The 13,088-nt window shown below is 48.0% G+C and carries 10 protein-coding genes; 6 read left to right on the top strand and 4 right to left on the bottom strand.

What is annotated here, in order from left to right; all coding sequences use genetic code 11:
* The 6 genes from LAY57_RS32940 to psbM form a co-directional block, all read left to right on the top strand.
* Positions 1-229, top strand: a 229-nt coding sequence (locus LAY57_RS32940) for a hypothetical protein (protein ID WP_249071408.1), incomplete at its 5' end; no start/stop codon positions are given.
* 13 nt (positions 230-242) lie between these two features.
* Complete coding sequence (locus LAY57_RS32935) at positions 243-2,138, top strand: efflux RND transporter periplasmic adaptor subunit (protein WP_249071407.1); 1,896 nt, start codon at positions 243-245, stop codon at positions 2,136-2,138.
* An 80-nt stretch (positions 2,139-2,218) separates the two neighbouring features.
* Positions 2,219-5,452, top strand: coding sequence for an efflux RND transporter permease subunit (locus LAY57_RS32930; protein WP_249071410.1), 3,234 nt, complete (start codon positions 2,219-2,221; stop codon positions 5,450-5,452).
* A gap of 279 nt (positions 5,453-5,731) precedes the next feature.
* Positions 5,732-7,663, top strand: coding sequence for a TolC family protein (locus LAY57_RS32925; protein WP_249071406.1), 1,932 nt, complete (start codon positions 5,732-5,734; stop codon positions 7,661-7,663).
* Between the two features lie 253 nt (positions 7,664-7,916).
* The gene (locus LAY57_RS32920) at positions 7,917-8,213 is read left to right on the top strand and encodes a 2Fe-2S iron-sulfur cluster-binding protein (RefSeq protein WP_249071405.1); all 297 of its coding nucleotides are present in this window, start codon (positions 7,917-7,919) and stop codon (positions 8,211-8,213) included.
* 232 nt (positions 8,214-8,445) lie between these two features.
* Positions 8,446-8,562 (top strand): photosystem II reaction center protein PsbM, encoded by a 117-nt coding sequence (gene psbM, locus LAY57_RS32915; RefSeq protein WP_249071404.1) that lies wholly within the window; start codon positions 8,446-8,448, stop codon positions 8,560-8,562.
* A gap of 257 nt (positions 8,563-8,819) precedes the next feature.
* On the opposite strand, the gene LAY57_RS32910 is transcribed toward psbM, so the two are convergent.
* From LAY57_RS32910 to clpS, 4 genes are all read right to left on the bottom strand, one after another.
* Positions 8,820-9,650 (bottom strand): universal stress protein, encoded by an 831-nt coding sequence (locus LAY57_RS32910; RefSeq protein ID WP_249071403.1) that lies wholly within the window; start codon positions 9,648-9,650, stop codon positions 8,820-8,822.
* Positions 9,651-9,859: 209 nt separating this feature from the next.
* A complete protein-coding gene (locus tag LAY57_RS32905) occupies positions 9,860-12,067 on the bottom strand; it encodes a caspase family protein (protein ID WP_249071402.1) in 2,208 nt (735 codons plus the stop codon).
* Positions 12,068-12,421: 354 nt separating this feature from the next.
* Positions 12,422-12,715: a DUF2103 domain-containing protein gene (locus LAY57_RS32900; RefSeq protein WP_249071401.1), complete on the bottom strand. Its 294-nt coding sequence runs from the start codon at positions 12,713-12,715 to the stop codon at positions 12,422-12,424.
* Between the two features lie 2 nt (positions 12,716-12,717).
* A complete protein-coding gene (gene clpS, locus LAY57_RS32895; RefSeq protein ID WP_249071409.1) occupies positions 12,718-13,011 on the bottom strand; it encodes an ATP-dependent Clp protease adapter ClpS in 294 nt (97 codons plus the stop codon).
* Positions 13,012-13,088: the final 77 nt, after the last annotated feature.

The following is a 13,088-nucleotide window of genomic DNA, read 5'->3' as shown; positions in this document are numbered from 1 at the left end:
ACAAGGAGGACAAGGAGGACAAGGAGGACAAGGAGGACAAGGAGGACAAGGAGGACAAGGAGGACAAGGAGGACAAGGAGGACAAGGAGGACAAGGAGGACAAGGAGGACAAGGAGGACAAGGAGGACAAGGAGGACAAGGAGGACAAGGAGGACAAGGGAGACTCTTTTTGCCAACTAACTACATTAGACCGCACCCCGCCAGAACCGCAGAAGGTAATAACTGCTAAAAGTCAACAACAAATGATTAAAAATTACGAATTACCGATCGCCAATCACGAGAAATTGAAAAAAACTATGCACAACAAACTATCTTCCGAACCAACTAATGGCAAGTCAGCCAAAACCTCTCTTCTTGAGGAGGAAGTTCCATCAGAGCTAAATCTCCGAGATAGAGTAGAGGATGATTTGATTCAACCATCTCAATCCCAACCTCGGTCAAAAAATTCAGGCCGTATATATACTGTTTTGGCACTTATTCTCCTGGTAGTAGGTGGAGCCTTCGGGTGGCGGTGGTGGCAGTCTAAAAATGCACAGACTGCCCCGCCGCCAGCAGCAGCTAAACCGATGGGGATACCCGTTAAACTTGCTCCCGTACAAATAACTACTGTGGAAGAAAGCTCTGAATTTGTTGGTACTTTGGAGTCCCGACGGTCAGTGGAGGTGCGATCGAAAACAGAGGGTCGGGTGGTTCAACTTTATGTCAAAGCCGGAGACTTGCTGCGACAAGGGCAAATAATCGCTCGGATGGAAAGTGACCAAACGCAAGCATCTCTCAACCAAGCAAAAGCAAATTTAGAACAGACCCAAGCTCGCCTCAGAGAACTAAAAGCCGGTAGCCGCCCAGAGGAAATTGCCCAAGGTAGAGCCCGCCTAGCCCAAGCCGAAGCTATTTTGGCACAAGCGCTCTCAGGCAGTCGTCCAGAAGAAATTGCCCAGGCGAGATCTCGTTTAGCTCAAGCCGAAGCTCGTCTGGCTTTATCCCGTGCAGGCACTCGTCCAGAAGAAATTGCCCAAGCTAAAGCTAGAGTTGATGCAGCCAGAGCAGAGGTTGAACTGACCAACCAACGGGTGAATCGATATCAGCAATTAAGACGAGAAGGCGCAATTTCCCAAGACCGACTAGATGAAGTGGTAACAGGAGACAGTAGCGCCAAAGCCAATCTGCGAGAAGCCGAACGTCGTCTGGTGCAACTCCAAAACGGCACTCGTTCTCAGGAAATTACCCAAGCAGAAGCATCTGTAGCAGAAGCGCGACAAGCTTTAGCCCAATTGCAGAACGGTACGCGAAGGGAAGAGATCGATCGGCTAAAAGCTACAGTCGAGCAAGAACGGCAAGCCTTAAAGCAACTGGAAAACGGTAGACGCCCGGAGGAGATTGCACAAGCCGAAGCCCAAGTTGCACAAGCACAAGCCCAAGTGCGAGGGGCCCAAGTACAGGTGGAAGACACTAGCGTGAACGCCCCCTTTGCTGGTGCCGTCGGTGATGTGCCGATCAAGTTAGGGGACTACTTGAAAAAAGGAGACTCCCTGACGACAATTACCGAAAACCAATCCTTAGACTTAAACCTGTCAGTTCCTGTAGAACGAGCTTCGCAACTGCGCCCCGGACTGCCAATGCAGTTGTTGGATGCCCAGGGCCAAACCGCCAGCACAGGTCGAATCGGCTTTTTATCTTCCAAGATCGATCCCAACTCTCAATCGATTCTCGCCAAAGCCACTTTTGATAATTCTCAAGGTCAACTGCGAGATGGACAATTTGTGCGAGCCAAGATCGTTTGGAGTACGCGCCCCAACGCGGTTGTAGTGCCTACAACCGCCGTAATTTTCCAGGGTCAGGATCGATTTGTCTATGTAGCTGAGCCGGGACAGGGTTCTCAGGTGGCAAAACTACAGCCTATAGAACTAGGTTTGATTCAAGGAGACAAAGCCGAAGTAATTAAGGGACTTCAACCAGAAACTCAAATCATCATTTCCGGCACCCAAAAGCTAGCCAATGGCGCTCCTATTACGCCCCAATCAGGGGAGCAGGGGAGCGGGGGAGCAGGGGACAAGGGGGACAAGGGAGACAAGGGGGACAAGGGGGACAAGGGAGACAAGGGGGACAAGGGAGACAAGGGGGACAAGGGAGATTTTTGACTTTTGACTTTTGACTTTTGACTTTTGACTTTTGACTTTTGACTTTTGACTTTTGACTTTTGACTTTTGACTTTATAGAAATGTTTACCCACTTCTTCATCAAGCGACCAGTCTTTGCTTCTGTTTGCTCCATACTAATTATTCTGGTGGGGATAGTAGGTTACACTCGCTTACCAGTGCAGGAGTATCCCAGCATTGACCCGCCTGTGGTTAGTATTACCACCATCTACCCAGGTGCTAGCCCGCAAGTCGTTGAAACAGAAATTACCGAAATCTTAGAAGCGGAAGTAAACGGGGTTGAAGGCATTAAAACTCTCACATCTGAGAGTAGGGAGTCTGTCAGCGGCATTACCGTTCAGTTTGAACTGGGGCGCAACTTGGAATCAGCGGCTCAAGACGTGCGCGATCGCGTAGCCCGCGTTACCGGCAACCTGCCAGATGATAGCGAAACGCCTATAGTAAGCAAGCAATCGGGCGATTCCTCACCTATTATCTGGTTTGCCCTCTACGGCGAAAAATTCTCCACTCTGGAGTTGAGCGACTATGCCGACAAATTTATCGTAGATGCCCTAGAGACGGTGCCGGGAGTCAGCAGCGTTATTCTCGGCGGCGAACGTCGCTATGCCATGCGAATTTGGCTAGACCCCCAGAAAATGGCCGCCAGAAACCTCACCGTTCTGGATCTGGAGCAAGCACTGCGGCAGGAAAACGTCGAGATTCCCAGCGGGATTATCGAAGGAGAAACATCTGAATATTCAGTACGCACTCTGGGAAGACTCCAGACACCGCCAGATTACGAAGCCTTAGTTATCAAAAGGAATGAGGATGGCACACAAGTCACTCTTAAAGAGATAGGAAGGGCTGAAATTGGTGCGGAAAACTATCGGTCTTTCGTGCGGTTTAATCAGCAACCGGCAGTGGGGCTGGGGGTGGTGAAACTCTCCAATGCCAATACTCTTGACGTTGCAGAAGGTGCCAAAGAAAAAATGCACGAGCTGTCCGGGAGCTTTCCTGAAGGGATGAAATACGAGGAAGCTTATGATAGTTCTGCTTTTGTCGAACTAGCTATTGAAGAAGTTTGGACAAGTCTTTATTTATCGATCGCTCTCGTCGTCCTAGTCATCTTCATATTCCTGCGGGATTGGCGTGCCACTTTAATTCCCACCGTGACTATTCCCATTTCCCTCATCGGCGCTTTTGGCGTGATGTTCTTTATGGGATTTTCGATCAACACGCTGACTTTATTTGCCCTCACTCTGTCAACGGGTTTGGTGGTGGATGACACGATCGTAGTGCTGGAAAATATCGTGCGCTATATCGAAGAAAAGCGCATGGCTCCTTTTCCCGCCACTTTTGCGGCCACAAGTGAGGTGGTGTTTGCCGTTATTGCTACCACTGTTGTGTTGATTGCGGTGTTCGTACCAGTAGCTTTTGCTGCTGGTACAACAGGTCGCCTGTTCAATGAATTTGCTCTGACGATCGCAGGGGCGGTGGTATTTTCCTCGATCGCAGCCCTGACCCTTGCCCCCGCCATGTCAGCAAGACTGCTCAAGGGAAAAGAAGATGCGGGGGAAACTGGCGATCGAAAAAATGGGACCCATGGGTCCCATTTTGCGGACACAGAAAAAGAAGGAGGGTCGAGAAGTGGCAATCCCAGGAAGATTACCGAAAAATATCCCATATTCTCCTGGCTATTTGCTCCCTTCTTCTGGTTCCTGAACTTCTGCGAATGGGGAATCAACCGGACGCAGGATATTTATGCTTGGTCACTCAGGCGTCTGATGAACCTAAAAGCAGTAATTATCCTGATGTTTTTCCTGTCGCTGGGATTAACTGGTTGGCTATTTCAACAGCTGCCCGTAGGATTTCTGCCCACAGAGGACCGAGGCGCTATTTTAACTATTCTCCGAGGCCCGCAGGGAGTTACGCTCAACTATACGGATAAAGTGATGCAGCAAGTGGAAAATATCCTGAGTCAGGTTCCCACAATCCGCAGTTACTTTGCCATTGGTGCCTTTGGCGGTGGTGCTGGGGTAGGGCAGGTCAATCAAGGGTTGGTGTTTGCCAGACTCAAGCCGTGGTCGGAACGCCAGCAGCCGAATCAGTCGCAACAAGCAACCATCGGCCAGTTGTTTGGCCGGTTTATGCAAATAACTGAAGCGTTGGTAATTCCGATTAATCCACCTGCGTTACCGGGCGGGGGGTTTAGTCAGCCCGTGCAGTTTGTATTGCAAGGAAGTAATTTGGAAACGTTAGCCCAAGAGGCAGATAAGTTGGCTCAAAAAGCGCGACAGTTGCCCCAACTGGTGAACGTCGATACCGATTTAAGACTTGACAAACCAGAGTTAACTCTGACGCTCGATCGAAAACAAGCCGCTAACTTAGGCGTGTCAGTGCGAGACATTTCCCGCACCCTGCAAATCCTGTTGGGCGGACAGAAAATTACCAGCTTTAACCGAGAAAACCGACGCTATGAAGTTGTTGTCCAGGCAGACGATAAGTTTCGCGCCAGTCCTCAAAATATTAACGAATTTTATGTTCGTTCTCTGCGAGGACAAATGATACCGTTGACTAATCTGGTGACGGTGACGCCTTCAACTACCCCACCCCAAATTAATCACTTTAATCGATCGCGGGCGGCGACCATTTCCGGCTCTCCCGCGCCTGGATCGAGTTTGGGTCAGGCTCTAGATGCTCTGGAAAATGCGGCGCGGCAACAGCTACCTCCCGATATCCGTACAACTTTGTCGGGTGAATCGCTGGAATTTAAGGAAGCCGGTCAATCGACCATTTATATTTTTGGTCTGGCTTTGGCTTTTATTTTCCTAGTTTTGGCTGCCCAGTTTGAGAGTTATATCGACCCGTTAATTATTCTTATGGCAGTTCCCCTGTCGCTGTTGGGGGCTTTTGGGGCTCTGTTGCTGAGGGGTTTGGATTTAAATGTCTACAGCCAAATTGGTCTGATTATGCTGATCGGTTTGGTGACCAAAAACTCAATTTTGATTGTGGAATTTGCCAACCAATTGCGATCTGAGGGGTTACCGATCGCTAAAGCTGCTATTGAAGCTGGTTTGGTACGGTTTCGCCCGATCCTGATGACGGCATTTTCTACGATTTTTGGCTTGATTCCTCTGGCTATAGCTACAGGCGCTGGTGCTGCTAGTCGGGTTTCTTTGGGAATGACCGTATTAGGCGGTATGCTAATTTCTACCTTCTTGAGCCTTTATGTGGTGCCAGTCTTTTATGCGATCGCCACATCTGCTCAAGCTCGCCTGTTAAAGAAGGGGGCAGGGTCAGAAGGGGCTAGGGGATAGAAAAGTCAAAAGTAAAAAAAAAATGGGTCAGTGGTCAGTGGTCAGTTGTCAGTTGTCAGTGGTCAGTTGTCAGTTGTCAGTCGTCAGTTGTCAGTTGTCAGTGGTCAGTTGTCAGTTGTCAGTGGTCAGTTGTCAGTTGTAATTAATTATTTTTTGACTTTTGACTTTTGACTTTTGACTTTTCTATCCCCTAGCCCCTTCTTACTTGTATGCTGATGAGCGGTTGTTTGGTTAAAGCATCAGCCTGAAAGGCAGCAGACTATTCAAAAATATATGTCCATGTTTCGTCATCTTGTGGTTGTGAGTGTGAGTGCTGCATTAGCTGAGCTTGTTTTATGTATCGCTGGTAGCAGTACGCCGGGATACGCCCTTAGCAAGGGTTCAGCAGAAGATTCACCGGCGTTCGCGACGCTGACTCAGACTCAGCATCATTTATCTAGCAGCGAACCGGGAGCCCTTGGCACTGTTTCTTCCCCAACGGGGCAGCGTGCAGTGGATGGTGAGATAGATCCAAAAGTTAAAACTTCTGGGCGGTTACCCGCTAATCTAGACCATCATTCTCTGAGCAATAACTCGCTCTCTAGCAATGCCCCTGCTTCTATCCCAGGAAATACAGAGGTGAACCATTCAGCTACAAATACTTTAAGCAATGAGAGCAAGCTTGGGGGAATGAGAAAGCTAGAGGAACAACAGACGGCGAATGTCTCGCCAACGCGAGAGGCGTCACCGCCTCTGGATGTCGGTGTGTCTACCGAAGCTGCTTCACTACTACGTCAGGTGAGAAGAAGTTCTTCTTCCTTGCAGTCTCAAGCAGTAAGGGCCTCCAGCACGGTAGCGCAAAATCGCATACCCGAAACTTTAGTCCCCAGTTATCTTCAACCCAATCCCAATCCTTTACAATTTCCAACCCGAATTGAGGAAGTAGACATTGAAGTAACTCAACCTCTGACACTGCAACAAGTGGTGGAATTAGCGCGGCGCAACAATCGAGATCTCCAGGTGGCTCTACTTCAGCTGGAACGCGCTACTGCTGCGCTGCGAGAGGCGCAGGCGGCTTTGTATCCTACGGTGGATTTGCAAGCTGATGCCGCTGGTGGACGATCGACTGGCAGTGAGCTTAGTCTAGAGCGAAACAGACAGTTGAATCCGCAAATTGAGGATGAGGAGCAAGGTAGTTTTAGCATCAACGGGACATTGGGATTGAATTACGATCTCTACACCGCCGGACGGCGCTCCGCTCTGATCCGAGCAGCCCAAGAACAGCTACGGATAAATCAGTTAGAGGTTGAGCGTTTGAACGAGCAAATTCGTCTCGATCTCACCAATGCTTACTACGATTTGCAACAAGCTGATGAACAAGTGCGAATTTCTGGGGCGGCTGTCAGGAATGCCCAGCAGAGTTTGCGCGATGCACAAGCACTGGAGACGGCTGGATTGGGAACTCGATTTGATACTTTGCGTGCCCAGGTGCAGCTAGCCAATGAAAACCAGAACTTGATTCGCAATCGCTCTCAGCAGCAAATCAACCGTCGCATTATCGTTCAGTTATTGAGTCTGCCCCAGTCTGTTAATGTGACTGCTGCCGATCCTGTGGAGATTGCGGGTTTATGGGATCTAACGCTAGAGCAAAGCATCATACAGGCTTTTCAGAACCGTGCGGAACTGCAACAGCAGTTAGCCCAAAGAAACATCGGCCAACAGCAACGACGCGCCGAACTGGCAGCCCAAAAACCTCAGCTAAGTTTATTTGCCAATTACAATTTGTTAGATACATTCAACGACGGTCTTGGGCTGGCTGATGGCTATTCTGTGGGAGCGAGGCTGCGGTGGAATCTGTTCGATGGGGGAGCGGCCCAATCTAGAGCTGCTCAGCGGGAAACTGATATTGCGATCGCTGAAACTCAGTTTGCCAACACTCGCAACCAAGTCCGTTTGCAGGTAGAACAATCTTATTACAACTTGCAGTCGAATCTAGAAAATATTCAAACTGCCACTACCGCTCTAGAACAAGCAACCGAAGCTTTGCGTTTGGCACGCTTGCGCTTTGGGGCCGGTGTGGGAACCCAGACTGAGGTGATCGATGCTGAAACCGAGCTGACGCGGGCTGAAGGCAACCGAGTGCAGGCTATTATAGACTACAATCGCGCACTGGCAAGTCTTCAACGGTCTATCAGCAATCTTTTAACCAGCAGTCCCCCCGTTAGTCGCTAACTGCATGGTTTACTCTCTGTTTCCAGCCTGAGTGCGTTATAGCAAAGTGCTGAGTGCTTTAGTACAAACACAGTCTCCGCCTTGCTTTGAGCATTTAATACTGTCCTAACCGACGAGAGCGGTTGCTATAACACTTCAGGCAAGTTTTTTTGGTGCTGTAACAAAATTTGTAATATTTCTTAAAAAAAAGTAAGATACGATCTTAAATATCAGAGCTTCCCAACGCGAAGAGTTTGGCGAAGAAGGAATAGTAATGGCTAACATCAAATTTGTCAAGGAAAATAGCGAAGTAATTGCAGCGGATGGTGCGAATTTAAGACAGAAAATGCTAGAAAATCGCATCGATCTCTATACATTCATGGGAAAGGCGATGAATTGTGGGGGTTACGGTCAATGCGGCACCTGTATTGTAGAAGTTGCGGCTGGAATGGAAAACCTTTCCCCCCGCACCGAAGTAGAAAATCGCAAACTGAAGAAAAAGCCTGAAAATTACCGTCTTGCCTGTCAAACCCTGGTAAACGGCCCTGTTAGCGTCGTGACAAAGCCTTAAAAAAGTCAAAAGTCAAAAGAAAAAAGGGACTGGGATAGGGGGTAAGAGAAGCAGAGGAGTAGAGAGGCAGTTGGGTGAGCAACCTTGCTTCATGTCTAGCCCCCACGCACTAGCCCCTGACCGCTACTCCGCTTTTTTGTTTTGACTTTTGACTTTTGACTTTTCTGCCCCTTTTTCCTCACTGGTGGTATTCTAGTGATGTTGATTTTCGATCGCATAGAGGCTAAAGTTTATGCAAGTTAATGAGCTAGGGTTCATTGCGAGTATTCTGTTCGTGTTTGTGCCAACCGTGTTTTTACTAATTTTGTACATTCAAACGGTTACTCGTGAAAGCGGTAACAAAAGTTAGCAATACCGGGCTAAGAAAAAACCCCGTCTGTAATAGTTATGAGTTGTGAGTTATGAGTTTTGAATTAATAAACTTATTTAACTCAAAACTCAAAACTATTACAGATAGGTAGTTATACTTTTATAGCAATCGCCTTGGCGGTTAGGACAGTATTAAACGCTTCAACGCATGGCGGTGACTTTGTTTGTACTCAGCACTTAGCACTAAAGCCGAAGCACTTAGCACTAAAGCCGAAGCACTCAGCACTTTGCTATAACTTAACCAACAGTACGAGCTAACAAGACTGGGCAGTTGGCGTAAACCCGCACGTAGTCTGAGAGAGAAGTGCCCAACAGTCGGTCTAAATCTGGCAGACCTTTTGCGATCGAAGGACGACGCTCTGGAGAACCCAGCATCAACAAGTCTACGCCCAACTCTTCGGCTAACCGACAAATTTCTTCTCCCGGCTTGCCGGTGCTGATAACGCAGCGATAGGCAACGCCCATTTTTTTGGCCTCTGCTACTGCCGGTGCCAAAATAGGATTAGTTTCAGGGCTGCTACTTTCCACTTTCGGGTTGATGCGAACAAGAATCAGCTGAGAGCCTTTGATATCGCGCAGGAGAGAGAGTGCTAGTTTCAAGGTCGCTTTAGCGGATTCAGAGCCATCCATCGCTACCATGATTTTGTTGATTTTTTTGACGTAAATATCGTCCTTGACCAACAACATGGGGCGAGCGGACAACTGAAAAACGTATTGACTGACGGAGTTTTCTAAGATGGACTCCAGGCGCTTGAGTCCGCGAGAACCCATGATAATCAAATCAACATCCATTTCATCGGCGACTTGGCAAACGATGGTCTTGGGGTCGCCCTGTCGCAGCATGGCTGTAACATTTTTGGGATCTAATTGTAAGGCACCGATCGCAGTGGCGAGAGTTTTGCCTCCTTCTTCCCACTTGGCAGTCATGTCATCGGATGTGACTTGGGGAGGCACGACGTGCAAGACAGTGACGGAAGCTGGTTTGATGGAAGGAATTTCCATCAACGCCTTGAGCATTTCTTGAGAATGACCCGTTCCAGAGTCGGCAAGCAATATTTTTTCTATCATGGATTTGTGTTGTTGGGATTAGAGTCAATCAAATTTTGAAAGCCGTTATAGATACGGATTGATCCAAGATAGAACGACCGGGTGGTTTGTTTATCAAGTTTTTTACAAGCTGTTACACAGAGGTGAATGCAAAACTGTCAGGCCCTTAGAAACCCGGTTTCTCTGAGAAACCCGGTTTCTCGGAGTTCAGTTTATTTACACCCACCTACTTAGATGATTTCAAATGTAATCGACATTGCCGCGATCTGCGAAGTATCAATGCTTTTGATTCCCTGATTTTGGACTGCAACAGCAGTGGGATTACCGCGAGTGCCTTCATCCAAGTCATCCAGCAAACGATCGATCACTTCAGTTGGTTCGCTGGGAGTAAATGGCCCTCTTTGCTGTTGTCCCTGCGATGCGATCGACCGTAACGCAGAAAGAGCTTTTCGCAAGGGAGTTGTACTGGCAATAATCAAAACTTCTGTTATTCCTTTTGGCTTTTGAGTCACAAAGGTAAAATTATCTTTGCTGGGGTCGGGTAAAAGTAGTGTCTGACCGGCATTAAGCTGCATCACATCGTCTGTCGCTGTCCAATTATTCGGGAACAAAATTGACATCTCCCCAGTAGAGTCGATCGCCAGTACGCTGAGATAAAGGTTGCGAGATTCGTTGTTGACGATGCGAAACTGAATCGACGTTCCCAGGGGTAATTCGCGGGAATTGGAGGATAAAGGTGGAGTTCCCCCGCCTTGTTGAGGTCGATTTAGGGCAATAGCGGTGGAAGCGATGCTGCGAACGGGAAAGGTGCTGGCAAGGATTTGATTTTGACCCTCTTGACTCATCGAAGCGATCGCATTCAGCCGCGATGAATTGGTGTTGAGGGTTAGTTTGATAATGCGAGCTGCCAGCAACGATTTTAGCTTTGGCTGCAAACGATTGACTGCATCGGTTACGGTTTCGTCAGATTTAGCAAACGAACCGGGAATTAGATCTAGTCCTGGAGAAAATAATCCCAGACTGCCAATAGCCGGAATATCCGCTACGTTTCGTTGCTGCAATTCCTGATGATAGGCATTGGTGATCCGACCAAAAATATAGTTTACTTCTGCCTGTTGCAGAGGAAAAATTTCGATGCGTTTATTGGCTTGTAAGGCTTGTTTTGCTGCCGCAGCGTCATTGCCTAAAGATAAGTCAAGACCGATGTGTAAAGTGACATCCGTGGGAATGCCGCGTACATTTTCTTGCAGGAGAGTTCCGGGTTGTGCGGTTCCCATCAGTTTGCCCACTCCGACTAATCCGTTGCGGGATTGTAATTTAACTTGTCCTTGATGGCGCTTTTGGGGGTCTACGATCGCGAGAATTGCACCTTGTCCGAAAGCGGCGAGACTTTGGGGATTGAGTCCTCCCAACCATATTTGCACGCGATCGCCTTCTACCTTGACGATCGCCGCTTCTGCTGGTGGCGTTTGTTTATCAATAAAATAAACCGATCGGCGATCGTTGTCGCTTCCTGGCTTGACTTCATATTCTGGTTTTTGTTCTTGAACAGATATTTGGGTAGTAGTGCGAGAAACATTAGGAATAATGCTGGCGACGGTTTCATTCCCACTTTGTTGCCAAAGATATTGAGTCATTACATAAGTAAAAACGCCAGCATAAAAATCGCTGAATGGTGCATCGGCGGCAAGTTGATTGCGTCTGGCGGAAGCAATTACTACTCCTTTGGCGACACCAGTTCGGCGTTGCTGGATGAAATCTTGTAGCGAAAGGTTCAAACGAGATAACCATTGCTGCTGGTAATTTTTTTCATCTGAAATAGCTTGCAGTTGGGAACCGCCGTCGCGGGAACGTACTCGAAAGTTACCGCGTTTGGCACCTCCTGAGTGACAGCTATCTAGCACAACGGTGAGATTTTCTGTTTGAACAGCCTTCATCAGCAGAAACAGGGTGTGCCCCATGATATCCTGGACGGCATTATTTTCGGTAGTTTGCGAGTAATCTACCGGTACAAAGGTACTGTTGAGGCCGTCGGGCGTATCTTTATCGGGGTCTTTTACTCTGGAACCATGACCGGAGAAGTGAAATACTACTACATCTCCTGGCTTTGCTTGTTTGATGAGGTGTTCTTCAAAGGCTGTCAGTATATTCGATCTGGTGGCTTGGCGATCGGTCACTGTAAGGATATCTTTGGAATTGAAACCAAAGCGGTTGATTAGCAGCTGTTGCTGTAAACTCACATCAGTAACGCAGCCCTGCAATGGTTGATCGGAATATGTATTTATTCCCACCAATAAGGCGAGTTTGCGCGGTGTGCTTTGAGCGAGAACTCTGGCGTAGCGAAGCGACTTTTGCTCAATGTCTAGTTGGCTTAAACCCAGTGTTGCTAAAGCAGAACTGGCAAATTGCAAAAATTGACGCCGCTTGATGGGAGACATATAGCTAGGGTCTAGGGGAAGAAGGGTCTAGAATCTTATGTTTGGTGGAATTAAGAACTTCCTAACTGACTTTCATCGGTTGCTATATTTAACCTCTGACTGCAATTCTGTTTTAACGCAGAGGTAGGTCGATCGGTTAGGCTGGTAACCAGAACCTGTGATTTTATTGTGTATTAAGATCTAAATCCAATACAAAGACGGGCTTTCCTGCCCATCCCACAAGAAGTTCAGAAAAACTGACGGTCATTTTAGATGCGTAGCAGCTTAACTCAAGTTGTTAATTAGTTCGATTATCATGGGTATGTTGTTGAGCTAAAGCGCAACAACGTACCTGCTAGTGCGATCGCTGGATGATTAGATTTTAAGCAATTTAGCGATCGCATCCTCTAATTCATTTTGTTGGCATCTCGTAATGATAAAAACTTCTTGAAAGGTTTTGCCATGCCGCGCTATTAATTTAAAACCGCCGCGAATTGGCACCGACACTTTTAATTGCAATTTGGGGCTGTGACCTCTTGCCCGTCCAATCACAGCTGGGGTAATAGTTTGAATACCGGGATACCTAGTCAACCGTTCCAGAATGGGAATCAAACCGGAAATATGGGTAGAATGATTCAGAACGACGCGGCCACTGCTGGGGTTACTCATTTTTATGCTTCCTCAAGGGGAGCCATAGTCAGTCCCGCCCGCAACAGTTGTTGGTGGTAATGTTCCGCTTGCTCTTGGGGGCCAACCCAGACAATGGCTTGACCTTCATAGTGTATCTGATTAGTGAGTTCCCAAGCGCGATCGGTCGTCATACCGGGGATATACTTCACCAAGCAGTCGGCGACGTGCTGAAAGGTGTTGTAGTCATCGTTCAGCACGATGACTTTGTAATTGGGGTAAGGTTTGCGGGTAACTTGACCAGATTTTTCAGGAGCTTTAGTAGGTGAAGTAGCCATAGGTAAGTGGGGGAGTGGGGGAGTGGGAGAGTGGGGGAGTGGGAGAGTGGGGGAGTGGGAGAGTGGGGGAGTGGGAG

This window comes from Argonema antarcticum A004/B2 (assembly GCF_023333585.1).
GTDB classification, from domain to species: Bacteria; Cyanobacteriota; Cyanobacteriia; order Cyanobacteriales; family Aerosakkonemataceae; genus Argonema; species Argonema antarcticum.
Note: the sequence above shows the minus strand (reverse complement) of the source record. Positions and strands in the feature narration are given on the sequence as shown.

What these genes read in the sequence shown, in the direction of transcription:
- clpS (WP_249071409.1), bottom strand. Translation starts at nt 13,011, where the DNA reads ATGGCTACTTCACCTACTAAAGCTCCTGAAAAATCTGGTCAAGTTACC.
- LAY57_RS32925 (WP_249071406.1), top strand. Translation starts at nt 5,732, where the DNA reads ATGTTTCGTCATCTTGTGGTTGTGAGTGTGAGTGCTGCATTAGCTGAG.
- LAY57_RS32935 (WP_249071407.1), top strand. Translation starts at nt 243, where the DNA reads ATGATTAAAAATTACGAATTACCGATCGCCAATCACGAGAAATTGAAA.
- LAY57_RS32920 (WP_249071405.1), top strand. Translation starts at nt 7,917, where the DNA reads ATGGCTAACATCAAATTTGTCAAGGAAAATAGCGAAGTAATTGCAGCG.
- LAY57_RS32910 (WP_249071403.1), bottom strand. Translation starts at nt 9,650, where the DNA reads ATGATAGAAAAAATATTGCTTGCCGACTCTGGAACGGGTCATTCTCAA.
- LAY57_RS32900 (WP_249071401.1), bottom strand. Translation starts at nt 12,715, where the DNA reads ATGAGTAACCCCAGCAGTGGCCGCGTCGTTCTGAATCATTCTACCCAT.
- psbM (WP_249071404.1), top strand. Translation starts at nt 8,446, where the DNA reads ATGCAAGTTAATGAGCTAGGGTTCATTGCGAGTATTCTGTTCGTGTTT.
- LAY57_RS32905 (WP_249071402.1), bottom strand. Translation starts at nt 12,067, where the DNA reads ATGTCTCCCATCAAGCGGCGTCAATTTTTGCAATTTGCCAGTTCTGCT.
- LAY57_RS32930 (WP_249071410.1), top strand. Translation starts at nt 2,219, where the DNA reads ATGTTTACCCACTTCTTCATCAAGCGACCAGTCTTTGCTTCTGTTTGC.